We start from the raw sequence: 26,695 nt of genomic DNA on the forward strand, positions 1-26,695 counted from the left end.
CTTGTTCGGGTCAGGGGCGCGGGGCGCGGGGTTGGGGATCGCCGTCGTTGCGGTCGAAGAGCAGCGCCCGGGGATCCTCGTCCAGGGTGCGTATCACCGGCTGCATCTCGCGCATCAGCCGCTCGAAGCGCTCCAGGGTGCGAATCAGCTCCTGGTAGCCTTCGCCCTGGGGCGAGGCCCCCTCCAGGGTCTGCTGCAGGCTCTCCAGGGCGCGATTGACATTGCCCGGCAGGGCCTGGGTCTCGGGGCTGTCGAGCAGGCCGCCGACCCGCTCGGTGAGCTCGCGGACCTCACCCACCAGCGCTTCGGTCCCGGCCAAATTGCTCGCCAGGCCATCGAGGATGGGCTCCATCTCCAGGGCATTGAGCTTGTCGAGCAGGCTCGAGACCTTCTGCTCGATCTGCGCCAGGCCCCCCGAGGTGGTGGGGAAGACCTGGCGCGATTCGAATTCCTCGACCACATAGGGCTCGCCATCCTGGTGGAAGTTGAGGTCCACGAACAGGGCCCCGGTCAGCAGGTTGCCGGACTTGAGGCTGGCACGCAGGCCGAGGCCGAAGAGCCGCTCGAAGCGCGCCTGCCATTCTTCCAGGATGAGCTCGCCCTCTCCTCCCAGGCGCTGGGGCTCGATGCGGATCAACACCGGGATGGCGAAGCCCTGGCGACCGTTGGGCTGGGGAGCGCTGAAGCGCCAGGGCACGGCGGCCACGGTGCCGATGCGCACGCCGCGAAACTCCACCGGTGCGCCGCGGGAGAGGCCACGCACGGTGTCGTCCACCAGCAGCACATACTCCAGGTAGCGATTGAAGGTGCCCTGGCGGGCGCTCTCCTCGTCGGGATAGAGGGTGAAGGTGACATCCTCGGCCACCGGGTTGCCCAGGGGCAGGTCCTCCAGCACGCCGAAGGTCACGCCACCGCCGAGCAGCGCCTCGAAGGACTCGATGCTGACCCGGAAGCCCTCGGAGTCGAGGCGCAGGTCGACGCCGCTGGCCGACCAGAAGCGGGTGCTGTCGGTGACCAGGGTGTCGTAGGGGCTTTCGATAAACAGGCGGTGGCGCATGCGCCGCGCCTCCGGGTCGAACTCGGCGCTCTCGACCCGGCCCACGGTGTAGCCCTGGTAGGTGACCGGGTCGCCGAGGCGCAGGGAGTTACCCAGCTGGCTGATCAGGGTGATGCGCAGGCCCTCGGCGTCGGCGGGAGACGCCGGGGGCAGGTCGAGGACCTGGAAGTGGCGCTGGGCGGTGTCGCTGCTGCCGGGCTGGAGTTGCAGGTAGGCGCCGGAGAGCACCGTGTTCAGGCCGCTGATGCCCTCGCGGCCGATACGCGGCTTGACCACCCAGAAGCGGGTGTCCTCCACCAGCATGCGCTCACTGCCCGGGGAGAGGCGGGCGGTGATCTCGGCATGCCCCAGGTCGTCGGAGAGGGCGACCCGCTCGACCCGGCCGATGTCCACGTTGCGGGTCTTGATCAGGGTGCCGGCCTCGATGCCCTCGGCGTTGGGCATCTCCAGGGTGATCTGGGGGCCGCGGCGGCTGTAGTTATCGTAGATCAACCACAGGCCTATCATCAGCGCCACCAGGGGAACGATCCAGATCGGCGAGATCCGGGCCTGGGGGCTCACCCGGGCGCGGCTGTCATCCTGACGGGGCGTGTCGGTCATCGTGAACTTCCTTGAGACGCAGAAGAGGTAGGCCGAGGGGACGAGGGGGGATCCCAGATCAGCCGAGGATCGAAGGTCATGGCGGCCAGCATGGTCAGCACCACCACGCCGGCGAAGGCCAGGGCGGCGGGGCCCGGGGTAATCGACATCAGGCTACCGGCGCGAATCAGGGCCACCAGGATGGCCACCACGAAGACGTCCACCATGGACCAGCGGCCGATGAACTCGGTGGCCCGGTAGAGCTTGGTACGCACCGAGGCGTGCAGTTCGTCGCTGCGCCGGACCACCAGGCACAGCCAGGCCAGGGCGACGACCTTGCCCACCGGTACGATGATGCTGGCGACGAAGATCACCGCGGCCACCGGCCAGGAGCCCATCTGCCACAGGTCCACCACCCCGCCGATGATGGTGGAGGGCTCGCTATGGCCGAGGCTGGTGGTGGTCATGATGGGGTAGACATTGGCCGGCACATACATCATGCAGGCCGCCGCCAGCAGCGCCCAGGTACGCTGCAGGCTGTGCGGCAGGCGGGCGCGCAGGCGTTCCCCGCAGCGCCGGCATTGACCGCGGCCGCGGCCGTCGAGGCGACCGATCAGGCCGCAGGTGGGGCAGCCGGTGATGCCCTGGGGGGCGGCGCACTGTGCGGCCAGGGTGCCCTCCGGGGCGCGGGGCTCGCCGGCCAGGGTGAACCACATCCAGTCGCCATCGATGGACTGGGTGGTCATCAGCAGCAGCAGGGCGAAGGCGCAGAAGGCCCAGAAGGCGGTGCCCAGTTGGACCTCCGCCAGGCCGGCGACCTTAATCAGGCTGACCAGGGCGCCGATGATAAAGACGTCCGCCATCATCCAGGGGTTGAGGTGGCTCAGGGAGCGGGCCAGGGCGTGGCTGCCGGGCCAGGGGGTGCCGCGCATCAGGCCGCCCTGCAGCCAGATGACGCCGGCCAGGTAGAGCGCCGGCAGCACCACGATGGTCAGCAGCACCACGATGGCCACCAGGGGCTGGTGGAAGCCGATCAGGGTCGTGGCGGTCTGGGTCAGCTCGATGCGGTTACCGATGCCGCCCACCTGGAAGCTGACGAAGGGGAAGCCGATGCCCAGCGCCAGGGCCACCAGGGCGGCGATGGCCAGGGCCAGGCTGCGTTGGGCGGCCCGATAGTGGCGCCTCACCAGGGTATGCCCACAGCGCGGGCAGTCGGCCTTCTCGCCGGGGCGCAGCGGTGGCAGCGCCGAGACCCAGTCGCACTCGTGACAGGCGCGTAGCCGCCGTGGCGGCAATGTGGCACCATGCCGCGGCTCGTCGAGCGCGGCCCCGGTAGGCGCGGCCTGTGGCGAAGGAAGCGATGACACGGCAAGCCTCCTGAGTGGGTGGGGCATTATGGCTCATTATGCAAGGTCGCTGGGCTTCTACAACCAACACTTATGTAAAAGGAGAGATCATGTTGCTCTGGTTAGCTGCCATCACCCTGGGGCTGGTGGTGCTGGTATGGAGTGCCGACCGTTTCGTCGCCGGGGCCGCGGCCACCTCGCGGCATCTGGGGTTGCCACCGCTGGTGATCGGCATGCTGGTGCTGGGCTTCGGCACCTCGGCGCCGGAGCTGGCGGTCTCGGCGCTGGCGGCGGGGCAGGGTAACCCCGGCCTGGCCCTGGGCAACGCCTATGGCTCGAATATCGCCAATATCGGCCTGATCCTCGGCCTGGTGGCGTTGATCTCGCCGCTGGCGGTGCACTCCCGGGTGTTGCGCCGCGAGCTGCCGATCCTCGGCGCTATCACCCTGCTGGCGCTATGGCAGCTGCGCGACGGGGTGGTGGGGCATGGCGATGCCTGGCTGCTGCTGGGGCTGCTGGCCGTGTTTATCGGTTACAGCCTGTGGCAGGGCCGCCAGGCCGATAGCCTCGGCGACGAGACCGAGGAGCTGCTCGCCGAGACGCCCATGGCGCTGCCCAGGGCCCTGGGCTGGACCCTGGTCGGCCTGGTGCTGCTGGTGGCCAGCTCCCGCCTGCTGGTGTGGGGCGCGGTGGCGATCGCCGAGAGCCTCGGCGTCAGCGACCTGGTGATCGGCCTGACCGTGGTGGCGGTGGGCACCTCCCTGCCGGAACTGGCCGCCTCCCTCAGCGCCCTGCGGCGCCGCGAGCACGACCTGGTGCTGGGCAATGTGGTGGGCTCCAACCTCTTCAATACCCTGGGGGTGGTGGGCCTGGCGGGGGCGATCGCCCCGATCGATGCCGGTGGCGAGGTGATGATGCGCGACTGGCCGGTGATGGCGGTCATGACCCTGCTGATGGCCATCTTCGCCATCGGCTGGCGGGGCCGCGACGGGCGCATCAACCGCTTCGAAGGGGGCGCGCTGCTGGCCATCTATGTCGCCTACCTGGGGTATCTGGGCTGGTTGCTGGGCACCGCCTGAGACTGTCGCGCCGACGGCCCGGGCCGTCGGGAAGGGACCCCGCCGGGCCAGTGCCCGGCGAGGTTTCCTGGTCGGCCGCGGCGCACTGCGGCAATCCACCACAGCCAAAAGTCGCCCAACTGCGGCAACCGGACACACCCTGGCGGGAGCTCATCCATTCCCCCTGATGCCCCAGGGGCCTAGCATAAGCATATCCAGATAGGCTCGCGTCACGACGCGAGCCGAATTTGTCACTAGGCTCAATTAGCATCATCGGCTTACGCTCGCCATCAGGGAGACAACCATGGAGCTTGACCCCTTACTGCTATCGCGAATCCAGTTCGCGTTCGTGGTGTCCTTTCACGCGATATTTCCGGTCTTCACGATCGGCCTGGCGTCCTATATCGCCTTGCTGCATGGCCTCTTCTACAAGACCGCCAATCCCGCCTGGGATCGACTGGCGCTGTTCTGGACCAAGGTCTTCGCCGTGGTCTTCGGCATGGGGGTGGTGTCGGGCATCGTGATGTCCTTCCAGTTCGGCACCAACTGGAGCAACTTCTCCCTGGCCTCCGCCAACTTCCTGGGTCCCATGCTCAGCTACGAGGTGGTCACCGCCTTCTTCCTGGAGGCGGGCTTCCTCGGCGTGCTGCTGTTCGGGCGCGGCAAGGTCCCCCAGGGGGTGCATCTGTTTGCCTCCCTTATGGTGGCGCTGGGCACCTTTATCTCCGCCTTCTGGATTCTCGCCGCCAATAGCTGGATGCAGACCCCGGCGGGGGCCGAGCTGATCGATGGGCGCTTCCATGTGCTGGCCTGGGGGGAGGCGATCTTCAATCCCTCCTTCCCCTACCGCTTCACCCATATGGTGCTGGCCTCCTTCCTCACCGGCGGCTTCGTGGTGGCCGGGGTCAGCGCCTGGTACCTGCTGATCCGGCGCGACGTGGAGGCCAACAAGAAGGCGCTCTCCATGTGCCTGTGGCTGCTGCTGGTGCTGGCCCCCGCCCAGGCGGTGGTGGGGGACTTCCATGGCCTCAACACCCTGGAGCACCAGCCCACCAAGGTGGCCGCCATGGAAGGGCACTGGGAGACCTCGAGCCATGTGCCGCTGCTGCTGTTCGCGATTCCCGATCAGGCCAACCAGACCAACCGCTTCGAGATCGGCATCCCCAGCCTGGCGAGCCTGATCCTCACCCATGATCCCGCCGGGGTGGTGCCGGGGCTGAGCGAGGTGGAGCCGGAGGAGCAGCCGCCGGTGTGGCTGGTGTTCTGGTCGTTCCGGGTCATGGTGGGCCTGGGCCTGCTGATGATCGCCGTGGCGGTGGCGGGGCTCTGGCTGCGTCGCGGCGGGCGCCTCTATGAGCATCGCGGCTTCCTGCAGCTGTTGCGGCTGATGAGCGTGACCCCCTTTATCGCCGTGCTGGCGGGCTGGTTCGTCACCGAGATCGGCCGCGCCCCCTGGCTGGTCTATGGCCAGATGAGCCATAGCGAGGCGCTGACCCCCTCGCTCACCGGCGGCATGGCGCTGTTTACCCTGATCGGCTATGTGGCGGTCTATGCGCTGGTGTTCTGGGCCGGGGTCTACTACCTGACCCGGGTGGTGCGCCAGGGCATGCAGGACGGCGAGGAGATCCAGGGCGAGGTGGAGCGTGCCATGCGCCCGCTGTCGGCCAGCCATACCCCCTTCGACGATGGCCCCGCGGCCACCGCTGCCAATCGCTAAGGAGGCGATATGATGGGTACTATCGATCTGGCATTGATCTGGGCCGTCATCATCGGCTTCGGCGTGATCATGTACGTGCTGATGGACGGCTTCGACCTGGGGCTGGGGATCCTCTTCCCCTTCGCCCCGGACGAGGACTCCCGCGACGTGATGATGAACTCGGTGGCGCCGGTCTGGGACGGCAACGAGACCTGGCTGGTGCTGGGCGGGGCCGGCCTGCTGGGGGCCTTCCCGCTGGTCTATTCGGTGTTCCTGCCGGCACTCTATATCGGCGTCTTCCTGATGCTGGCGGGGCTGATCTTCCGCGGCGTGGCCTTCGAGTTCCGCTTCAAGTCGCGGGCCAACCGCCACTGGTGGAACCGCGCCTTCAGCTGGGGCTCGGCGGTGGCCGCCTTCGCCCAGGGCGCCGTGGTGGGCGCCTATATCCAGGGCTTCGCGGTGGAGGACTTCGTCTATGTGGGTGGCCCCTTCGACTGGCTGACGCCGTTCAGCGTGCTCACCGGCTTCGGCCTGATGGCCGGCTATGCGCTGCTCGGCGCCACCTGGCTGATCATGAAGTCGGAGGGGCATGTGCAGGCGTGGGCCTACCGCATCACCCCGACCCTGCTGGCCCTGGTGCTGGCGGTGTTCCTGATCATCAGCCTGTGGACGCCCTTCGTGAACCCGGATGTCTGGGAGCGCTGGTTCGGCCATATCCAGCTGATCTGGATCTTCCCGGCCCTGGCCCTGGGCTGTGCGCTGCTGCTGATCCAGGCGGTGCGTCGGCGCCGCGAGGGCCTGCCCTTCGTGGCCACCGTGGGCCTGTATATCTTTACCTACCTGGGGCTGGTGGTCAGCAAGTGGCCGGTGATCGTGCCACCCGACTACACCATCTGGGACGCCTCCTCGGCGCCGGAGTCCCAGCTCTTCCTGCTGATCGGGGTGCTCTTCGTGATTCCCATCGTGCTGACCTACACCGCCTGGAGCTACTGGGTGTTCCGCGGCAAGGTCAAGGTGGGTGAGGGATACCATTAAGCCCATGCCGGAGCCCCTGACGCCGCGCCGCTGGCTGACCGAGCTGGCGGCGGGGGAGCGCCGGCGCCTGGGCCTGGCCACCCTGGCCGGCGTCGGCGTCGGCCTGGCCACCCTGGCGCAGATGGCGCTGCTGGCCTGGTTGATCTCCCGCCTGCTGGTGGATCAGCGCCCCTTGGTCGAGTTGATGCCCGCCTTCCTGGCCCTGGCGGCGGTGCTGGTGGTTCGTGCCCTGCTGCAGTGGGGCCAGGAGGCGCTCTCCCAGGCCGCCAGCCTGGCCATTCGGCGGCGGGCGCGTCATAGCCTCCTCGATCACCTGACGGTCCTGGGGCCGGTGGGGCTGGCGGGGCGCCATAGCGCCGGGTTGGCCTCGCAACTGGTGGAGCAAATGGAGGCCCTGGACGGCTACTTCGCGCGCTTCCTGCCCCAGTTGCGCCTGGCGCTGCTGCTGCCTCTGGCGATTCTGGTGGTGGTGTTCCGGCTCGACTGGCTGGCGGCGCTGTTCCTCTTGCTGGCCGCACCGCTGATTCCGCTCTTTATGGCCCTGGTGGGCATGGGCGCCGAGCGCCTCAATCGCGAGCAGTTCGCCGCGGTGACCCGCCTGGCCGGGCATTTCCTCGATCGGGTGCGGGGGCTGGCCACCCTGCAGCTCTTCGACCGCACCCAGGCGGCCACCGAGGAGGTCTTCGCCGCCGCCGACGAGTACCGCCAGCGCAGCATGAAGACCCTGCGCCTGGCGTTTCTCTCCTCGGCGGTGCTGGAGTTCTTCGCCTCGGTGGCCATCGCCGTGGTGGCCATCTATGTGGGGTTCGGCCTGCTGGGCTATATCGACTTCGGCCCCGCGCCGCAACTGACCCTGTTCAGCGGCCTGCTGGTGCTGCTGCTGGCGCCGGAGTTCTTCCAGCCGCTGCGCAGCCTGGCTCAGCACTATCATGACCGGGCCGCGGCCCTGGGGGCGGCGGAGTCCCTGGTGGCGCTGCTCGAGGAAGTGCCGCCCCAGGGGGCCGTCCAGGCACCCGTTCGTTCCTCGGCGCATCTGATAGAGCTCGAGGAGGTCACGCTGGCCTATCCCGGGCGGGGCGTGGTGGTGGGGCCCCTGGATCTCGCGGTGCGCCGCGGCGAGATCCTGGCCCTGGCCGGGCCCTCCGGGGCGGGCAAGTCGAGCCTGCTGCGGCTGATGGCGGGCTTTATGGGGCCGGCGTCGGGAGAACTGCGCCGGGATGCCGTGCCCCTGGCCTGGATGGATCAGCGGCCGCTGATCCTCCAGGGCAGCCTGGCGGAGAACCTGCGCCTGGCGGCCCCGGAGGCCGGTGACGACGCGATGACCGCGGCCCTGACGCGGGCCGGCCTCGGTGAGCTGTTGGCCCGGCTGCCGGAGGGCCTGGCGACCCCGGTGGGCGAGCGGGGCAGTGGCCTCTCCGGGGGCCAGGCCCAGCGCCTGGCCCTGGCCCGGGTCTTCCTCTCCGCGGCGCCCCTGGTGCTGCTGGATGAGCCCACCGCCAGCCTCGACAGCGACAGCGAGGCGGCGGTGATTCGTGGCCTGCAGAGCCTGGCCGCCGAGGGGCGCACCCTGGTGGTGGCGAGCCACCAGCCGGCCCTGCTGGCCCTGGCCGATCGGGTGATCCGCCTGGACGATGGCACGACGCCGGAGGAAGTGAGTGATGGCTGAGTCTTCGCTTAGGCTAGCCCAGGGCGTGGTGGTCTCGACCATTACCCAGCCGGCCCTGCTGGCCCTGGCCGATCGGGTGATCCGCCTGGACGATGGCGCGAAATCGGAGGAGGGGGTCGATGAGTAACCCTTCGCTACGCCAGACCCTGGCCCCCTGGTTGCGGCTCCTGGGTCGGCGCCGCCGGCGCCTGCAAGTGGGGGCCCTGTTGCTGCTGGCCACCGTGGCCTCGGCCATCGGCCTGCTGGCCCTGTCCGGCTGGTTTATTACCGCCACGGCGCTGACCGGCCTGCTGCTAGCCGCCGGGATGGCCGCCAGCCTGGATGTCTATGTGCCCGGGGGCGGGATCCGCTTCTTCGCCGTGGCGCGCACGGTGGCCCGCTACCTGGAGCGCCTCTATAACCATGACAGCGTGTTGCGCTTGCTGGCCGACCTGCGCGCCCGCTTGTTCGCGGTGCTGGCCGGCCTCGACGGCCACTCGCTGGCCCGGCGTCGGGCCAGCGAGTGGCTCAATCGCCTGACCGCCGATATCGATACCCTGGATGGGCTCTACCTGCGCCTGCTGGCACCGCCGCTGGTGGCGCTGCTGGCGATTCTCGGCGTGGCGGGCTTCCTGGCGCTCTTTGCCCCCATGATCGGCGCCCTGGTGGCGCTGCCGTTGTTGCTGGCCTGGGCCTGGCTGGTGCTGGGCCAGGCGCGCTGGGGCCTGGTCCCCAGCCGGCGCCGGGTGGCGAGCCTCGACCGGCTGCGCGGGCAGGCGGTGGAGACCCTGCAGGGCCTCCCCGAGTGGATCGCCTATGGCAGCCTGGGGCGCCAGCGCACGCGCCTGGAAGCCGAGGAATCGGCCCTCTATGCCGACCAGTGGCGGCTGGGGCTGCGTAGCGCCGTCGGTAATGCTCTGGTGGGGCTGACGGTGAGTGGCACCGCCGTGCTGGCGCTCTGGCTGGCCGCAGCCGCCCATCAGGCAGGTCAGCTATCGGGGCCGGTGATGGTGATGATGCCCCTGGCGCTGCTGGCCATGGGCGAGGCCCTGGCGGCGTTGCCGGCGGCCTTTACCCAGCTCGGCGCCAGCCTGGCCGCCGCCGAGCGGCTCAATGCCCTGGAGGCCGCACCACGGGCGCCCCTGGGAGGCGATCAGACGCTGGCGGCGGGGGTGCCCGAGCTCGCCCTGGAGGGCGTGACCCTGCGTTATCCCGGGGCCCTGACCCCGGCGCTCTGCGAGGTCTCGCTGCGCCTGGCCCCGGGGGAGCGCATCGCCCTGCTGGGCGCCTCCGGGGCCGGCAAGTCGAGCCTGGCGGCGCTGGTGGCGGGCCAGCTGACGGCCACCGCAGGAGAGGTCAAAGTGGCGGGGCGGCCGCTCGGTGCGCTGTCGCCCGCGGCCTGGCGGGAGGCCCTGGCCTGGCAGACCCAGCGGCTGGAGCTGTTCGACGATAGCCTGGCGGCCAACCTGCGCCTGGCCGCCCCCGAGGCGGAGGAGGCGGCGCTGTGGCGGGTGCTGGCGCTGGTCGAGCTGGATAACTGGGCCGCGGCCCTGCCGCAGGGGCTGGCGACCCGGGTCGGCGAGGGTGGCGGCCTGCTCTCCGGGGGCCAGGCGCGGCGCCTGTCGCTGGCCCGGGTGCTGCTGCGCGAGCGCGCCCGCCTGGTGATCCTCGACGAGCCCTTCGCCGGGGTGGATGCGGCCATGGCGGCACGCATCGCCGCGCGCCTGGATGCCTGGCTCGAGGGGCGCAGCCTGCTCTATCTGATCCATCAATGGCGGGATGCCGCGCCGCTACCGGGGATCCGGCGCAGCTATCGCCTGGTGGAAGGGCAGCTGACGTAGAAACTTTGCGCAACTGGTCAAGATCTAGCAGGATAGGTAAAAGCCCAATGAGGAGATGGCCATGCGTGATTTTTTGACCCGTCTGCCCAAGGCCGAGCTGCATCTGCATATCGAGGGCACCCTGGAGCCCGAGCTGATGTTCGAGCTGGCCGAGCGCAACCGGGTGGACCTGCCCTATGCCGATGTGGAGGCGGTACGCCGGGCCTATGATTTCGACGACCTGCAATCCTTTCTCGACCTCTACTACCAGGGCATGGGAGTCCTGCAGCGGCGCGAGGACTTCCACGAGCTGGCGATGCGCTACTTCCGCCGCGCCCACGCCGAGGGCGTGGTGCATGTGGACCTGCATTTCGATCCCCAGGCCCATCTGGCCCGGGGGCTGCCCCTGGCGGTACCGGTGGAGGGGCTCTATCGGGCCATGCGTGACGCCGAGCGGGAGCTGGGCCTTTCCACGGGGCTGATCCTGGCCTTCCTGCGCGATCGCCCCGCCGAGGAGGCCCTGGAGGTGCTGGAGGCGGCCTCCCCCTACTGGGAACTGATCGATGCGGTGGGCCTGGACAGCGCCGAGATGGACCACCCGCCGAGCAAGTTCGCGGAGGTGTTCCGGCGGGCCAAGGAGCTGGGCCTGCCGCGGGTGGCCCATGCCGGGGAGGAGGGGCCACCGGCCTATATCCGCGAGGCCCTGGACTGCCTGGGGGTGTGCCGTATCGACCATGGCGTGCGCGCCATCGAGGATCCCGAGTTGCTGCAACGCCTGGCCGGTGAGCGGATTCCCCTCACCGTCTGCCCGCTCTCCAATCTGCGCCTCAAGGTGGTCAAGGAGCTCGGCGAGCTGCCCCTGCCGCAGTTGCTCGAGGCGGGGCTCACCCTGACCCTCAACTCCGATGATCCCGCCTACTTCGGCGGCGGCGTGCTGGACAACTACCTCGCCTGCCAGCGGGCCTTCGGTTGGGACGAGGCGATCTTCCTGGGCCTGGCGCGCAACGCCCTGGAGGCGGCCTTTATGCCCGAGACGCGGCGCCGCGATCTCCTGCAGCGACTGGAGGCGATGGCGTAATAAAAAAGGTTCAACGCATTCTGGCGTGAACACCATTGTGGGAGATTCTATGTTGCCCCTCAAGCCGCCACCATGGTTTCCGTGGGAGCGCGGATTCCGCGCGATATCGCCCGAAGGGCGATCTGGAAAGCCTTGGCTGTCGCCAGGGGCGACTGCGTCGCCCAATCGTTCGGGGAACCCGAACTCCCACAACACCAGTGGCTAACCAAGCCCACTGTGGGAATAGCTACCCAGCCTACCTGTGGGAACTCGGCTATGCCGAGTGATTGGCGCCGCCAGGCACCAAGGGCGACTGCGTCGCCCAATCGCCGAAGCGTCGGACCGCCGGAATCCGGACTCCCACAACCCCAGTAGCCAACCAGGCCTTCACGCTGATCTGCGAAGCATCAGTAAAAAGGGGCGGTCCATGCATGGCATGGCCGCCCAATAGCGCGAGGCAACAGGAAAACTCAGGATGTCTTAGGCGATGGCGTCCCTCCGGTGCAGGCATTGACCACCGGCCCAGGTGGCATGGACCGCCCGGTCATCGCCGAGGATCATCAGCGCGAAGAGGGTCTCCGCCAGGCTCTGGGTGCGGGCGGTGCGCCGTGCCAGCAGCGGCGTGGCGGCGGGGTCGAGGACCACGATATCGGCCTCGGCGCCGGGGCGCAGGCTGCCGATATGCTGGTCGAGGTGCAGGGCCCGGGCATTGCCCAGGGTCAGGCGGTAGAAGCCCTGCCAGGCGGTCATCGGCTGGTCCAGCAACTGGCCCACCTGGTAGGCGGCCTTGAGGGTGGCCAGGCCCGAGAGGTCGGTGCCACCGCCCACGTCGCTGGCCAGGGTGGTGTTGAGGCCGGCGTCGCGGCAGGCCTGGCGATCGAAGAGGCCGCTGCCCAGGAAGAGGTTGGAGGTGGGGCAGAAGGCGATATTGGCGCCGGCGGCGGCCAGGCGATTGCGCATCTCCTGGTCCAGGTGAATGCCGTGGGCGAAGGTGCTGCGCGGGCCCACCAGGCCGAAGCGCTCGTAGACCGCCAGGTAGTCGCGGCACTCCGGGAACAGCTCCGCCACCCAGGCAATCTCGCCCTTGTTCTCCGAGAGGTGGGTCTGCAGGTGCAGGTCCGGGGCGTTGCGCAGGATGCCGCCGGTGGCATCCAGCTGTGCCGGGGTGGAGGTGGGGGCGAAGCGCGGGGTCAGGCTGTAGCCGAGGCGCCCCTTGCCGTGCCAGTCGGCGATCAGCCGCTCGCTGTCGGCGATGCCGCCCTCGGCGGTGTCGGTGAGGGCCTCCGGGGCGTGGCGGTCCATCAGCACCTTGCCGGCCAGCATGCGCAGGCCGCGCTTCTCGGAGGCGCTAAAGAAGGCCTCCACCGAGTTGGGGTGCGAGGTGCAGAAGACCTGGGCGCTGGTGGTGCCGGCACGCAGCATCTCGGTGAGGAAGGCGTCGGCGACCTCCTCGGCGTGGGCGCGCTCGGCGAAGCGGCACTCCTCCGGGAAGGTGTAGTCGTTGAGCCAGTCGAGCAGCTGGCGGCCGTAGGAGGCCATGATATCGAGCTGGGCATAGTGCACATGGCTGTCGATAAAGCCCGGCAGGATCAGCTTGCCGGAATAGTCGACCACCTCGATACCCGCGGGCAGCTGGGGGGCCAGCTCCCGGTAGTCGCCGGCGGCGCGGATGCGGCCGTCTTCCAGCCACAGGGCGCCATCTTCCAGGTGCAGGACGCTGCCCTCGGCGGGGCTGTCGCCCTCGCCGGGGTCGTTGATAAAGCTCAGCAAGGGGCCGCGCAGGACCCGAGTCTGGGCGTTGCTCATGGGATTCTCCAGGGGCGGGTGGCCGGGCCACCCGTCGATCATGATGTCTTGGGTTGCGAGAAGGCGTCGCGCAGTACCTCGGGGGCGACCCCGCGGCGATCCGGCTGCGCCGTTTCCGGCTTGAGGGTCAAGAGCTCCGCACTCACCGCCAGGGCGATCTCGTAGGGCAGCTTGCCCTTGGCGCCGGGGATGCCGATGGGGCAGCGCACCCGGGCCAGGGCCTCGGGGCCGTGACCCGCGTCCGCCAGGCGGCGCTTGAAGCTGGCCCACTTGCTGTCGGAGCCGATCAGCCCCAGGGAGGCGCAGTCGCCCCGGGCCAGCAGGTCGTCCACCAGGGCACGGTCCTCGCCGTGGTCATGGGTCATCACCAGGGCGTGGCAGCCGGCGGGCAGGGCCGCCACCGCCTCGGTGGGGTCCGGCGCGTGGTGACACTCGAGGCGCGGCTGGTCGGCGGCCCAGGCCGGGAAGGCGTCTTCCCGACTGTCGTGCCACAGCACCCGCCAGGGCAGGGGGGCCAGCAGCCCCACCAGGGCCTGGCCCACATGGCCGGCGCCGAACAGCGCCACCGTCATCTCGGCGCCGCCGAAGACCTCGATCAGCACATGCACATAGCCGCCGCAGCACTGGCCGGAGCGCCCGCCCAGGGGGAAGGCCTCCAGCCGCGGGCCGAATTCGTCCTCGGCCAGGGCGCGGCGGGCGGCGTCGATCACCTGGTACTCGAAGGTGCCGCCGCCCAGGGTGTCGTGGACGCCCTCAGCGGTGATCACCATCTTGGCGCCGGGTTCCCGCGGGGTGGAGCCGGCGGCGCCCACCACGCTGGCCAGGGCATGGGGCACCGCCTCCCGCTGGAGGCGATGCAGGGCCTGGTGCCAGGAGAGGGCGCCCATCTCAGGCCGCTCCCTGGGCGTCGCGCAGGGCCTGGGCCACCATCAGCACCCGCTCCGGGGTGGCCGGGGTGTCGAGCTGCGGGGCGACCCGGTAGTCGGCCAGGCTCGCCAGGGCGTCGCGCAGCGCCGACCACACCGAGATGCCGAGCATGAAGGGCGGCTCGCCGACGGCCTTGGAGCGGTAGATGCTGGCCTGGGAGTTGGGGTGGCCCTCCAGCAGCTTGACGTTCATCACCGGCGGCAGATCGCCGAAGGCGGGGATCTTGTAGGTGGCGGGGCCGTCGGAGACCAGGCGGCCGGCGTCGTTCCACTTCAGCTCCTCGCTGGTCATCCAGCCCATGCCCTGGATAAAGGCGCCCTCGATCTGGCCGATATCGATGGCCGGGTTCAGGGAGTCGCCCACGTCATGGAGGATATCCACCCGGCTGACCCGGTATTCGCCGCTCAGGGTATCCACCTCCACCTCGCTGACCGCGGCGCCATGGGCATAGTAGTAGAAGGGGCGGCCCTTGCCGGTATTACGGTCGTAGTGGATCAGCGGGGTGGCATAGAAGCCCTTCTCGGAGAGCGAGACGCGCCCGAGATAAGCGGCCTGCACCAGCTCCGCCCAGGGCAGGCGGCGCTCGGCCTCGCCTTGTCCGGCCACCAGGGCGCCACCCTCGAGGCGCATGCCGTCGCGATCCAGGCGGTAGTGCTCGGCGGCGAAGTCGAAGAGCCGCTCGCGCAGCTTGGCGGCGGCGTCCTTGGCGGCCTGGCCGTTGAGGTCGGCGCCGCTGGAGGCCGCGGTGGGTGAGGTGTTGGGCACCTTGTCGGTGCGGGTGGCGGTGATGCGCACCCGCTCGATATCCAGGCCCAGCTCCCGGGCCACCACCTGACACACCTTGGTGTGCAGGCCCTGGCCCATCTCGGTGCCGCCGTGGTTGATCATCACGCTGCCGTCGGTATAGACGTGGAGCAGGGCGCCGGCCTGGTTGAGGTGCTGGACGGTGAAGGAGATGCCGAACTTCACCGGGGTCAGCGCCAGGCCCTTCTTGATGATCGGGCTGGTTCGGTTGAAGTCGCTGATCGCCTGGCGACGCGCCCAGTAGTCGCTGCTCTGCTCGAGTTCGGCGATCAGGTCATGCAGCAGCTGGAGCTGCTCGACCCGCTGACCATAATGGGTGACGTCGCGGCCGGGACGGTAGAGGTTGCGCTTGCGCACCGTCAGCGGGTCCTCGCCGATATGCCGGGCGATATCGTCCATCACCTGCTCGATGATCATCACCCCCTGGGGGCCGCCGAAGCCGCGGAAGGCGGTGTTGGAGGCGGTGTGGGTCTTGGCGCGGTGGCCGGTGACCCGGGCCTGGCCCAGGGAGTAGGCGTTGTCGGAGTGGAACATGGCGCGATCCACCACCGCATCGGAGAGGTCCGGCGAATAGCCGCAGTCGCCGATCACGGTGATCTCGCCGCCGACCAGCACGCCCTGGTCGTCGATGCCCAGGCGGTAGCGGTTATGGAAGGGGTGGCGCTTGCCGGTGGCGCGCATGTCCTCGGCCCGGGGCAGGCGCAGCTTGGCGGCGCGGCCCGTGCGCCGGGCGACCAGGGCGGCGATGCAGGCCCAGGGCGAGGCCTGGGTCTCCTTGCCGCCGAAGCCGCCGCCCATGCGGCGCATCTCGGCGGTGACCGCGTGGAAGGGGATATCCAGCACCTCGGCGACCAGCTTCTGGGTCTCGCTGGGGTGCTGGTTGGAGGTGTGAATCACCACCCCCTCGTCCTCGCTGGGGGTCACCAGGCAGGCCTGGCCCTCCAGGTAGAAGTGCTCCTGGCCGCCGACGAACTGCTCGCCTTCCAGCACGTAGGTGGCGTCGCGCAGGGCCTGCTCCCAGTCACCGCTCTGGTGGTGATGGGTGGGGCGCACGAAGTCGCCGCGTTCGGCGGCGGCCACCGGGTCGAGGCTGGCCGGCTGCTCGTCGATCTCCACCACCGCCAGGGTCACCGCCCGGCGGGCGGCCTGGTAGCTCTCGGCGGCCACGGCGAAGATCACCTGGCCCACATAGCTGATCTCGTCGTCGACGAACAGCGGGTCGCCGGGGAAGACCGGGCCGATATCGGTGTGGCCGGGCACGTCGACGATGGTGATCACGTCCACCACCCCGGGGGCGGCCTTGACCTTCTCCAGGTCGAGGCGGGTCAGGCGGCCATGGGCCACCGGTGACAGGCCGAGGGCCAGGTGCAGGGTGTCGGCGGGGCAGGGGATATCGTCGATATAGGCGGCCCGGCCGGTGACGTGCTTGACGGCGCTCTCGTGAATCCGGGACTGGCCGGCGGCGCCGCTGCCGGTCTCGGCCCGGAGGCTCGGGGCCTGTTGGGAAGCCTCGGGGGCGAGTTCAGTGAGCGTACGCATCGAGGGTCACCTTGGTGTCGTTGTGGGTGGTGTCGATCATCAGCCGCAGGCGTTCGAGGAGGTTGGCGGCGGCCAGCTTGCGGTACTCGGCGCTGCCGCGCACATCGCTCATCGGCGAGAGCTCCTGGTCGAGGGCCGCCTTGGCCGCGGCGAAGGCCTCGAGGCTGGGGGCCTGCCCCTCCAGGGCCGCCTCGGTGCGGGGCACCCGGCGGGGAATCGCCGCCATGCCGCCGAAGGCCAGGCGCACGTCGCGCATCACGCCCTCCTCCAGGCGCCAGGCGAAGGCCGCCAGTACCGCGGAGATATCGTCCTCACGACGTTTGGACAGCTTCCACACCTTGAGATTCTGGTCCGCCGCCGGGCGCGGCAGGAAGATGCCGCGAATAAATTCGTTATCGGCCAGGGCGGTCTTCTTGTAGTCGAGGAAGAAGTCGCCCAGGGGCAGCTCCCGCTCGCCGTCGGGGCCATCCAGCAGCAGCCGGGCCTCGAGGGCCAGCAGCACGGGGGGGCTGTCGCCGATCGGCGAGGCGTTGGCGATATTGCCGCCCAGGGTGGCGCGGTTGCGGATCTGCTGGGAGGCGAAGCGGTGCAGCAGGTGCGCGAAGGCCGGATAGGCCTCCTCCAGCAGCGGCTCGAGCCGCGACAGGGGCACGGCGGCGCCGATCCACCAGCCGTCGTCGGTGGCGTCGATCTCGTTGAGCTCGGCGACCCGGCGCACATCGATCAGGTCGTCGAGGGCCTTGAGCTGCTGGGTGGTCTCCAGCCACAGGTCGGTGGCCCCGGCCACCAGGCGTGCCTGGGGACGCTCGGCCTTGAGGCGGCGCAGCGCGGCCAGGTCGCGGGGGGCGCTGAAGTGGCCCTGGCCGGCCAGCTCAGCAGGGGCCGCCTGGCGCTGCTTGCCCACGTCGACGGCCAGGCCCGGATCGTCGGCCCAGCTGGGGTGGGTGTCCGGGTAGTCGCCCATGGTCAGGGCGGCGTCGCGGATCGGCCGGTAACCGGTGCAGCGGCACAGGTTGCCGCCCAGGGCCTGCTCCAGGCGCGCCTGGGTCAGCGGCGCGGGGGTGCGGCGCTGGTTCTCGTGGAGGGTGAACAGCGACATCACGATACCCGGAGTACAGAAGCCGCACTGGCTGGCGTGGCACTCCACCATGGCCGCCTGGGCCGGGTGCAGGGCATCGCCCCGGGCCAGGCCCTCCACGGTGACCAGGTGACAGCCCTGGAGCTGGTGGGCCGGGGTGATGCAGGCGTTGGCGGTGCGATACTCCAGTTCGCCGTCGGCATTGGGCTCGCCGATGGTCACGGTGCAGGCGCCGCAGTCACCGGAGGCGCAGCCCTCCTTGGTGCCGGTCTTGCCGAGTCGGGTCCGCAGCAGTTCGAGGACGCTGGTGTCAGGGGGCACCTCGACGCCGCTTTGGCGTTGGCCATTGAGATAGAAGTCGATCATTGGCGTATCCGCTGGTTGTTATCGTCTGTCGTTGTCTTGACCGATCGGTCAACTTTTAGAAAGCGTGGCCGATCCCCGCCCAAAGTGCAAGGGGAAATTTCGTCTTCAGTGTCGAGGAACGGGGGCTGTGTTATCGCAGTCTGACTGCCGGAGGGGCGCTGGGGGCAGGTCGTAGCAAAGCGTCTTTTTCAGGGACGAAAAAGTCGAGCGCCCAGGGAGGGGTTCACAGCGTCTTTGCGAAGTGCCTGCCCCCAGAGTAGCCCCGGGCCTAGGCAATAGCGTCTTGGTCTTTAATAGGCCAGGGCTTTCGCCAAGGCGTTGCACCGGGCCCGGGGCTACGGCAAGCTTGTGGCTTTGCAGCCGAGCGGTAAGTGATGACCTCCATGAATTCCGTCGATTCGACGCCGACCCGCACCCGCAACGAGCAGCTGATTCTCGAGGCCGCCGAGCGCGTCTTCGCCTGCCACGGCTACCGTGGCGCCAGCGTCCAGGCCATTGCCGAGGCCGCCGGGTTGCCGAAATCGAACGTGCTCTACTACGTGGGCAGCAAGCGCCGGCTCTATGTCACCCTGCTGGAACGGATGATGGCGCGCTGGAACGCCATGCTCGACGATATCCGCGTCGAGGACGACCCCGCCGAGGTGCTGGAGGCCTTTATCCGCAGCAAGATGGCGCTGAGCCGCAGCCATCCCCAGGGCTCGCGGCTGTTCGCCGCGGAGATTCTCGGCGGCGCGCCCTTCCTCCAGGAGTACCTGCACGGCGAGCTGCGCGACTGGGTGCAGGCCCGGGCCCGGGTCTTCGAGCAGTGGGCCGAGCGCGGCCTGATGGACCCGGTGGATCCGGTGTGGCTGATCTTCCTGATCTGGTCCTCCACCCAGCACTACGCCGACTTCGAGGCCCAGGTGCTGGGCATCACCGGCCAGGAGAGCCTCTCCGACGCCGACTATGCCCGGGCCACCGACTTCCTCTGCCGGGTGATCCTCAAGGGCTGCGGGGTCAAACGGGCCGGCGCCGAGGCTCCCTGAGTGCCCCCTTGCCCATTTTTGTATACACTATGGGTAGGAAATGATGTTCAGCGACTGCGCCATTGGAAAGGGCGGGCTGGGATACCAACAAGACGGAGCGGAGTGGGCGCCACGCGATGAATAATCAATGGCAGGAGACCATGCTCGCCGAGGTGAAGGCGGGCGGACGCATCAGCGATCAGCATATCGTCGATATGATTCGCCAGGCGGTGCTGAGCCAGCGATTGCCGCCGGGGACCCGGCTGCCGGAGGTGGCCCTGGGCGAGATCTTCGGCGTCAGCCGCTCGGTGGTGCGCAAGGCCCTGACCCGGCTGGCTTCCTACCATGTGATCACCCAGCAGCCCAATCAGGTGGCGCGGGTCTGCGCCCCGGATATCGACGAAACCCATGAGATCTTCGCCGCCCGGCGCCTGGTGGAGGGCGAGGTGGTGGCCCTGCTGGCCGGGAAACTGGAGCCCGAGCAGTGCGCGGTGCTGGCCGGCCATATGGAGGCCGAGAAGGCCGCCTATGCCGAGGGCGACGAGGGGGCGCGCATCGAGCACTCCCTGGCCATTCACCACTACCTGGCCGATCACTCCCCCAATCGCATCCTCGGCAAGATGCTCTCCGAGCTGATCCTGCGCACCTCCATCGTGATCGCCCTCTACAAGCAGCCGAGCCTGGCCTCCTGTTACCTGGAAGGGGACCACGACACCCTGCTGGCCTGCCTGCGCGACGGCGACGCCGACGGCGCCCGTCGGGCCATCGACAACCACCTGGCGGGCCTCGAGAAACTCCTCGACCTGCGCGCCCAGGAGAACCGCATCGATCTGGCGGCGATTTTCGGTAAACTGGGCGGCTGACCCGGCGCCCCGTTTTTCCCCACGGCCCGGCGACCCCGTCGGGCCGTGGTCGTTGGCGGCCCGGCCTTCGCACGAACCCCGAGAGCCTTATGCGCGATTCCCTGCCCATCGATAGCCAATTGCCCGAGATTCAGGCCACCCTGGAGGCGCATTCCCGGGCCTTGTTGATCGCCGAGCCCGGCGCCGGCAAGACCACCCGGGTGCCGTTGGCGCTGCTCGAAAGCGACTGGTGCCGAGGGGGCAGGCTGCTGTTGCTGGAGCCGCGGCGGGTGGCGGCGCGGCTGGCGGCGGCGCAACTGGCCGCCAACCTGGGCGAGTCGGTGGGCCAGACGGTGGGCTACCGGATGCGCGGCGAGTCCCGGGTCGGCCCCGAGACCCGCCTGGAGGTGGTCACCCAGGGCGTATTGACCCGCATGCTCCAGGCCGACCCCAGCCTGGAGGGGGTGGCCGGGGTGATCTTCGACGAGTTCCACGAGCGTAGCCTGGAGGCCGACCTGGGCCTGGCCCTGACCCTGGATGCCCAGGAGGGGCTACGCGAGGCGCTGCGCCTGCTGGTGATGTCGGCGACCCTGGACGAGGCCACCCTGCTCGGGGTGCTGGGGGAGGCGACCCCGGTGTTGCGCTGCCCGGGCCGGACCTACCCGGTCACCACCCAATATCGCGCCATGCCCAGCCGCGCGCGGCCCGAACGTCACCAGGCGGCGGTGATCCGCGAGGCCCTGGTCGCCGATGAGGGCGATGTTTTGGTGTTTCTGCCCGGGGTGGCGGAGATCCGCCGCCTGGCCCGGGAACTCGGTGACCTGGACACGCCGGTGCTCGAACTGCATGGGCGCCTGCCGCTCTCCGAGCAGCGCCGAGCCCTGGCCCGGGATCCCGAGGGGCGGCGTCGGGTGGTGCTCTCCACCGCCCTGGCGGAGTCCAGCGTCACCGTGGATGGGGTGCGTATCGTCATCGATGCCGGCTTCGAGCGGGTGCCGGAATTCCAGTCGCGTACCGGCCTGAGCCGACTGGTCACCCGGCGGGTCAACCGGGCCAGCGCCGAGCAGCGACGGGGGCGGGCGGCGCGTCAGGGCCCCGGGGCCTGCTATCGGCTGTGGGCGGCGGAGCAGGCGCTGCCGGCCCATGGCGAGCCGGAGCTGCTGCAGGCCGACCTGGCCCCGCTAGCCTTCGAGCTGGCGCGCTGGGGCGTCACCGAGGCCGAGGCGCTGGCCTGGGTGACGCCGCCCCCCGCCGCGGCGCTGGCGGCGGGACGGGCGCGACTGCGGCGCCTGGGTCTGCTCGACGCCGAGCATCGGCTGACCGGGCCGGGGCGCGATGCCGAGCGCTGGCCCTGCCATCCGCGCCTGGCGGCGATGCTGGTGTGCGCCGCCGGGATCGACGCTCAGCCCCTGGCCTGCTGGCTGGCCGCCGCCCTGGAGACGGGCATCGAGCATGACGACCTGGCCGAGGCCTTCCGCCGACTGCCTGGCCCCCGGGCCCAGGGCAGCGAGGCCCAGTGGCGTCGCGAGGCCAGGCGCCTGGCGCGGATTGCCGGGGTGGGCCTCGAGGTCGCGGATCTCTCGCCGCTCGGCGAACTGGCTGCCCTCGCCTGGCCGGAGCGGGTCGCCATCAACCTGGCGCCCGGACGCTTCAAGCTGGCCGGCGGCAGCCAGGCCTGGCTACCCGAGACGCACCCCCTGGCCCAGGCGGCGACCCTGGTGGCGGTGGCCCTGGACGGCAAGCCGGAGGGGGCGCGGATCTTCAGCGCCCTGGCCGTGGAGCGCCCGCGCCTGGCGACCTGGTATCCCGAGATCGAGACCTGGCGGCCGCGGATCCGCTGGGACGCCGAGGCCGGGCGCCTGGTGGGGGAGGAGGTCAAGGCCCTGGACGAGGCGATCCTGGCGCGCCGTCCCCTGGCCAAGCTGCCCGCCGAGGCGGCGGAGGCGGCGCTGCTTTCGGCCCTTCGCGAGCGGGGCCAGCTGGCCTTCGACGAGGAGGGTGAGCAGCTCCGGGCGCGGATGGCGCTATTGCGCCGCGAGCTGCCCAAAGAGCAGTGGCCCGACTGGTCCACGCCGGCCCTGCTGGCCGACCTGGAGACCTGGCTGGCGCCGCACCTGGCGGGGCTGCGCAGCCTGGAGGCGGTGGATCGCCTGCCGCTGGGCAAGTTACTGCTGGACGGCCTGGATTGGGAGCATCGCCAGCGCCTGGAGAGCCTGGCGCCGACGCACCTGAGAGTACCCAGCGGCTCCCGGGTGCGCCTCGACTACCGGGGCGAGTCACCGCTGCTGGCGGTCAAGCTCCAGGAGCTGTTCGGCCTGGCCGAGACGCCGCGTCTGGTAGAGGGGCGGGTGGCGGTGCTGGTGCAGCCGCTGTCGCCGGCGCGGCGGCCCCTGCAGACCACCCATGACCTGGCGAGCTTCTGGCGCCACGGCTACTTCGAGGTGCGCAAGGAGATGCGCGGCCGCTATCCCAAGCACCCCTGGCCGGAGGACCCCTTGTCCGCCGAAGCTACCGCCCGTACCAAGCGCCGTGGCCACTGAGTTGGTCTGGCGAGCCTCCGGCCTTCTCCCCCTGGCCGGAGGCTCCCCCCTCTTCATGGTTCACCGAAGCCACCGCCCGTACCAAGCGCCGCGGTCACTGAGTTGGTCTGGCGAGCCTCCGGCCTTCTCCCCTTGGCCGGAGGCTCCCCCCTCTTCATGGTTCACCGAAGCCACCGGCCGTACCAAGCGCTGCGGTCACTGAGTTGGTCTGGCGAGCCTCCGGCCTTCTCCCCCTGGCCGGAGGCCCCCCCTCTTCATGGTTCATCGAAGCCACCGGCCGTACCAAGCGCCGTGGCCACTGAGTTGGTCTGGCGAGCCTCCGGCCTTCTCCCCCTGGCCGGAGGCTCCCCCCTCTTCATGGTTCACCGAAGCTACCGCCCGTACCAAGCGCCGTGGCCACTGAGTTGGTCTGGCGAGCCTCCGGCCTTCTCCCCCTGGCCGGAGGCTCCCCCCTCTTCATGGTTCACCGAGGCTACCGCCCGTACCAAGCGCCGCGGTCACTGAATTGACCCGCGCGGGCCTGCCCCCAGGGTAGCCCCGGGCCGCCGAGCTACTAATGGCGATAGCCCTAGGCCGTTGATCCGACGGCTTCTACCCGGGCCTGCTGATTTAGCGTTATTGGCGCCCCTTCGGCCCCCTCACTATAGTGACAGAGGTGTGGATGCCGGGCCCGGCGGGTAGGCGGGCCGAGGAGAGGCCGATGATCATCGCCTGGGTCGTGATCCTGCTGACATTGGGGTCGGTGGTCTTCTATGTGCTGAGTCCCTGGCATCTGACGCCGCTGGCCTCCAACTGGGGCGCCATGGACAGCACCATCCATATCACCGCCCTGGTCACCGGGGCGGTCTTCGTCGCGGTCAACCTCTTCCTCGCCTGGGTCATCCTGCGCTATCGCCATCGGGCCGATCGCCGCGCCCACTTCGATCCCGAGAACAAGCGCCTGGAGGGCTGGCTCACCCTGGTCACCAGCCTCGGTATCGCCGCCCTGTTGGCGCCTGGCCTCTGGGTCTGGGGGGCCTTCGTCAGCGTGCCGGAGGAGGCCCATGAGGTAGAAGTGGTGGGCCAGCAGTGGCGCTGGAGCTTCCGCCTGCCCGGTGAGGATGGCGAGCTGGGGCGGGTCGATACCCGCCTGATCGACGAGACCAACCCCTTCGGTATGACCGAGGATCCCGCCGGGCTCGACGATCGCCTGGTGATGGAGCCGCGGCTGCTGTTGCCGATGGGCCAGCCGGTCAAGCTGCTGCTGCGTTCCAAGGATGTGCTGCACAACTTCCAGGTGGCCAACTTCCGCGCCAAGATGGACCTGGTACCTGGCCAGGTCTCCTATTTCTGGCTGACCCCCACCGAGGCGGGGGAGTACGAGGTGGCGTGTGCCGAGCTGTGCGGCATCGCCCACTTCGCCATGCGCGCCTGGGTCGAGGTGGTGGAACCGGAGGTCTTCGAGGTCTGGCTGGCCGAGCAGCCGACCCAGGCCGACTGGCTGGCCCGGGCCAACCCCGATCCCACGGCGGGGCAGGCCCACTATGCCAGCTGCGCCGCCTGCCATGGCGCCAACGGCGAGGGCAATGCCAATATCCAGGCGCCGCCCCTGGCGGGCATGGCCCCCTGGTACCTCAGCCGTCAGCTCGAGCTGTTCCGTCGCGGGGCCCGTGGCACCCATCCCGAGGATACCCAGGGCCAGCAGATGCGCCCCTTCGCCCAGCAGCTCGCCGATGGCGCCGCCATCGCCGACCTGGCGGCCTATATCGCCGGCTTCGAGCCGGTTCAAGCCTCCCCCGCCGAGTCGGGGAATGCCCGGCGGGGCGCGCGCCTCTACCGCACCTGCGCCAACTGCCACGGCGAGTGGGGCCAGGGCATTCCCGCCACCCAGGGGCCGCGCCTGGCGGGGCTGCCGGACTGGTATCTGATCCGCCAGTTGGAACACTTCAGGGAGGGGATTCGCGGGCGCCACGCCGACGACCCCTACGGCAATCAGATGGTGGACATGGCCCAGATGCTGGTCAATCGGCGGGCGGTGGAGGATGTGGTGGCCCATATCACTACCCTCACGGCGACGGAGGAGGAGTAAGCCATGGTGGAGTCACGGGGGTCGGCGGTCGTCGAGGAGATGGAGCTGGTCCATCCCAAGACCTTCCTCGGCAAGTACATCTGGAGCCAGGATGCCAAGGTGATCGCCATCCAGTATGGCCTCACCGCCACCGCCATCGGCCTGGTGGCCCTGGTGCTGTCGATCCTGATTCGCCTGCAGCTGGGCTTTCCCGGCACCTTCTCGCTGATCGACCCGAGCAGTTACCTGCAGTACGTGACCATGCATGGCATGATCATGGTGGTTTACCTGCTCACCGCCTTCCTCCTGGGTGCCTTCGGCAACTACCTGATCCCGCTGATGGTCGGCGCCCGGGACATGGCCTTTCCCTTCCTCAACATGCTCAGCTACTGGTTCTACCTGGCCTCGGTGCTGATCCTGGTGGCGAGCTTCTTCGTGCCCGGCGGGCCCTCCGGCGGGGGCTGGACCCTTTACCCGCCCCAGGTAATCAGCGCCGGCACCCCGGGGGCGGGGGGCGGCATCGTCCTGATGCTGGTCTCGCTGGTGGTCTTTATCGCCGGCTTCACCATGGGCGGGCTCAACTATGTGGTGACGGTGCTCCAGGCGCGCACCCGGGGCATGACCCTGATGCGCCTGCCTCTCACCGTCTGGGGCATCTTCATGGCCACGGCGCTGGCCTTGCTGGCCTTCCCGGCGCTGCTGGTGGCGGTGCTGATGCTGCTCTGCGACCTCTTGCTGGGTTCCAGCTTCTTTATGCCGGAGATGCTCAACCTCGGCGAGCCTAGCGGGCACGAGGGGGGCAGTCCCTTGCTCTATCAGCATCTGTTCTGGTTCTTCGGCCATCCCGAGGTCTATATCGTGGCCCTGCCCGCCTTCGGTATCGTCTCCGACGTGCTGGCCTGCCACGCCCGCAAGAATATCTTCGGTTACCGCATGATGGTCTGGGCGCTGATCCTGATCGGTGTGCTCAGCTTCGTGGTCTGGGCGCACCATATGTTCGTCAGCGGCATGAACCCCTACTTCGGCTTCCTCTTCGCCACCACCACCCTGGTCATCGCCGTGCCCACCGCCATCAAGGTCTACAACTGGGTGCTGACCCTGTGGCGGGGCAATATCCGCCTCACGGTGCCCATGCTGTTCGCCATCGGCTTCCTCTTCACCTTCGTCAACGGCGGCCTGAGCGGGCTCTTCCTGGGCAATGTCACCGTGGATGTGCCCCTCTCGGACACCTACTTCGTGGTGGGGCACTTCCATATGGTGATGGCGGTGGCGCCGGTGCTGGTGATCTTCGCCGGCCTCTACCACTGGTATCCCAAGGTCAGTGGCCGCATGTTCCACCAGGGGATGGCCAAGTGGCACTTCTGGCTGACCTTCCTGGGCACCTACCTGGTCTATTTCCCCATGCACTTCATGGGCTTCGCCGGTGTGCCCCGGCGCTACTACGCCTATGGCGAGAGCGCCTTTATTTCCGAGTCGGTGATTACCATGAACCTGGTGATCACCCTGGCCGCCCTCGTCGTGGCCTCGGCCCAGCTGCTGTTCCTGTTCAATATGGCCTGGAGCCTGCGGCACGGCGAGAAGGCCGACTCCAATCCCTGGGGGGCCACCACCCTGGAGTGGCAGACGCCCCATACCCCGCCGCGGCACGGCAACTTCGGCGATCAACTGCCGGTGGTCTATCGCTGGGCCTACGACTACAGCGTGCCTGGGGCGGCCCAGGATTTCCTGCCCCAGAACCTGCCGCCGGAGGCGGTGTCCCGAGCCGAGGGCGGGGAGGCGTCGTCATGATCCTTTCCCTGGCCCTGGTGACGCTGCTGATGGCGCTGTTCGGTGGCTGGCTGTTCCGGCACTCCTGGGGGGCGCGTCCCTGGGAGGCCCAGGCCGCGGGGCAGTCGCCGCACCGCCAGGCCCCGCCCGGGGCCACCTCGGCGCGGGTCGGCCTGGGGGTGATCCTGGCGGTGGCCACCTCGCTATTCGCCCTGACGGTGAGTGCCTACCTGATGCGCCTGGAGCAGGGCAGCGACTGGCGCCCCTTGAGCATGCCCGGCCTGCTGTGGGGGAATACCCTGCTGCTGGTGGCGGCCAGCCTGGCCCTGCAGCGGGCCTGGCGAGCGGCCCGGGCGGAGAAGCCCGCGGCGTTGCGTACCGGCCTGGCCTGGGGCGGCGGGCTAAGCCTGGCCTTCCTGACAGGGCAGGGCCTGGCCTGGTGGCAACTGACGGCGGCGGGGGCCACGCTGCAGGCCAGTCCCGCCGGCAGCTTCTTCTACCTGCTGACCCTGCTGCATGGTCTGCATCTGATCGGTGGCCTGGTGGCCTGGTGGCGTGCCTGGCGGCGCCTGGGGCGGGGGGGCGATATCACCGCCGGCGTCGAGCTCTGTGCCCTCTATTGGCACTACCTGCTGGTGGTCTGGGGCGTGCTCTTCGCGCTCCTGCTGATGACCTGAGGAGG

19 protein-coding genes are annotated in these 26,695 nt (G+C 69.5%); 13 read left to right on the plus strand and 6 right to left on the minus strand.

Annotated features, from left to right (window positions below; all coding sequences use genetic code 11):
* Positions 1-10: 10 nt before the first annotated feature.
* Complete coding sequence (gene pqiB, locus ACZ5EF_RS08720) at positions 11-1,657, minus strand: intermembrane transport protein PqiB (protein WP_346060492.1); 1,647 nt, start codon at positions 1,655-1,657, stop codon at positions 11-13.
* Positions 1,654-2,931, minus strand: coding sequence for a paraquat-inducible protein A (locus tag ACZ5EF_RS08725; protein WP_346060675.1), 1,278 nt, complete (start codon positions 2,929-2,931; stop codon positions 1,654-1,656). Before ACZ5EF_RS08725 ends, pqiB begins: the two co-directional genes overlap by 4 nt.
* A 161-nt stretch (positions 2,932-3,092) precedes the next feature.
* Here ACZ5EF_RS08725 and ACZ5EF_RS08730 point away from each other — a divergent pair, with 161 nt between their 5' ends.
* The 7 genes from ACZ5EF_RS08730 to ACZ5EF_RS08760 all read left to right on the plus strand — a co-directional run bounded on the left by ACZ5EF_RS08730 (position 3,093) and on the right by ACZ5EF_RS08760 (position 11,314).
* Positions 3,093-4,061, plus strand: coding sequence for a calcium/sodium antiporter (locus ACZ5EF_RS08730; RefSeq protein WP_346060491.1), 969 nt, complete (start codon positions 3,093-3,095; stop codon positions 4,059-4,061).
* 283 nt (positions 4,062-4,344) lie between these two features.
* Entirely contained in the window at positions 4,345-5,757 is a 1,413-nt protein-coding gene (locus ACZ5EF_RS08735) for a cytochrome ubiquinol oxidase subunit I (RefSeq protein WP_346060490.1), read from the plus strand.
* 12 nt (positions 5,758-5,769) lie between these two features.
* Positions 5,770-6,771, plus strand: coding sequence for a cytochrome d ubiquinol oxidase subunit II (cydB, locus tag ACZ5EF_RS08740; RefSeq protein WP_346060489.1), 1,002 nt, complete (start codon positions 5,770-5,772; stop codon positions 6,769-6,771).
* A 4-nt stretch (positions 6,772-6,775) separates the two neighbouring features.
* A complete protein-coding gene (cydD, locus tag ACZ5EF_RS08745) occupies positions 6,776-8,437 on the plus strand; it encodes a thiol reductant ABC exporter subunit CydD (protein ID WP_346060488.1) in 1,662 nt (553 codons plus the stop codon).
* A complete protein-coding gene (locus ACZ5EF_RS08750; protein ID WP_346060487.1) occupies positions 8,430-8,564 on the plus strand; it encodes a hypothetical protein in 135 nt (44 codons plus the stop codon). The genes cydD and ACZ5EF_RS08750 overlap by 8 nt, the downstream gene beginning before the upstream one ends.
* The gene (gene cydC / locus ACZ5EF_RS08755) at positions 8,557-10,257 is read left to right on the plus strand and encodes a thiol reductant ABC exporter subunit CydC (RefSeq protein ID WP_346060486.1); all 1,701 of its coding nucleotides are present in this window, start codon (positions 8,557-8,559) and stop codon (positions 10,255-10,257) included. The genes ACZ5EF_RS08750 and cydC overlap by 8 nt, the downstream gene beginning before the upstream one ends.
* Before the next feature lie 61 nt (positions 10,258-10,318).
* Positions 10,319-11,314 carry an adenosine deaminase gene (locus tag ACZ5EF_RS08760; protein ID WP_346060485.1) on the plus strand — a complete coding sequence of 332 codons (996 nt, stop codon included), beginning with the start codon at positions 10,319-10,321 and terminating at the stop codon, positions 11,312-11,314.
* A gap of 459 nt (positions 11,315-11,773) precedes the next feature.
* Here ACZ5EF_RS08760 and guaD read toward each other — a convergent pair whose 3' ends face one another.
* From guaD to xdhA, 4 genes are read right to left on the minus strand one after another with little or no spacing between them, the layout of a single operon-like run.
* Positions 11,774-13,099 carry a guanine deaminase gene (gene guaD / locus ACZ5EF_RS08765; protein ID WP_346060484.1) on the minus strand — a complete coding sequence of 442 codons (1,326 nt, stop codon included), beginning with the start codon at positions 13,097-13,099 and terminating at the stop codon, positions 11,774-11,776.
* A 38-nt stretch (positions 13,100-13,137) separates the two neighbouring features.
* Positions 13,138-13,986, minus strand: a complete 849-nt coding sequence (gene xdhC / locus ACZ5EF_RS08770) for a xanthine dehydrogenase accessory protein XdhC (RefSeq protein WP_346060483.1) — start codon at positions 13,984-13,986, stop codon at positions 13,138-13,140.
* 1 nt (position 13,987) lies between these two features.
* A complete protein-coding gene (gene xdhB, locus ACZ5EF_RS08775; RefSeq protein ID WP_346060482.1) occupies positions 13,988-16,369 on the minus strand; it encodes a xanthine dehydrogenase molybdopterin binding subunit in 2,382 nt (793 codons plus the stop codon).
* Positions 16,353-17,813 (minus strand): xanthine dehydrogenase small subunit, encoded by a 1,461-nt coding sequence (gene xdhA, locus ACZ5EF_RS08780; protein ID WP_346060481.1) that lies wholly within the window; start codon positions 17,811-17,813, stop codon positions 16,353-16,355. Before xdhA ends, xdhB begins: the two co-directional genes overlap by 17 nt.
* A 374-nt stretch (positions 17,814-18,187) precedes the next feature.
* On the opposite strand from xdhA, the gene ACZ5EF_RS08785 reads away from it, so the two are divergent.
* The 6 genes from ACZ5EF_RS08785 to ACZ5EF_RS08810 all read left to right on the plus strand — a co-directional run bounded on the left by ACZ5EF_RS08785 (position 18,188) and on the right by ACZ5EF_RS08810 (position 26,690).
* Entirely contained in the window at positions 18,188-18,838 is a 651-nt protein-coding gene (locus ACZ5EF_RS08785; RefSeq protein ID WP_346060480.1) for a TetR/AcrR family transcriptional regulator, read from the plus strand.
* A 116-nt stretch (positions 18,839-18,954) separates the two neighbouring features.
* Positions 18,955-19,680, plus strand: coding sequence for a GntR family transcriptional regulator (locus ACZ5EF_RS08790; RefSeq protein ID WP_346060479.1), 726 nt, complete (start codon positions 18,955-18,957; stop codon positions 19,678-19,680).
* Positions 19,681-19,769: 89 nt separating this feature from the next.
* Complete coding sequence (hrpB, locus tag ACZ5EF_RS08795) at positions 19,770-22,199, plus strand: ATP-dependent helicase HrpB (protein ID WP_346060478.1); 2,430 nt, start codon at positions 19,770-19,772, stop codon at positions 22,197-22,199.
* A 700-nt stretch (positions 22,200-22,899) separates the two neighbouring features.
* Entirely contained in the window at positions 22,900-24,267 is a 1,368-nt protein-coding gene (locus tag ACZ5EF_RS08800; RefSeq protein ID WP_346060477.1) for a c-type cytochrome, read from the plus strand.
* A 3-nt stretch (positions 24,268-24,270) separates the two neighbouring features.
* A complete protein-coding gene (locus ACZ5EF_RS08805) occupies positions 24,271-26,034 on the plus strand; it encodes a cytochrome c oxidase subunit I (protein WP_346060476.1) in 1,764 nt (587 codons plus the stop codon).
* A complete protein-coding gene (locus ACZ5EF_RS08810; protein ID WP_346060475.1) occupies positions 26,031-26,690 on the plus strand; it encodes a cytochrome c oxidase subunit 3 in 660 nt (219 codons plus the stop codon). Before ACZ5EF_RS08805 ends, ACZ5EF_RS08810 begins: the two co-directional genes overlap by 4 nt.
* The last annotated feature ends 5 nt before the right edge of the window (positions 26,691-26,695 follow it).

The sequence above is a fragment of the Bisbaumannia salifodinae genome, assembly GCF_055388505.1.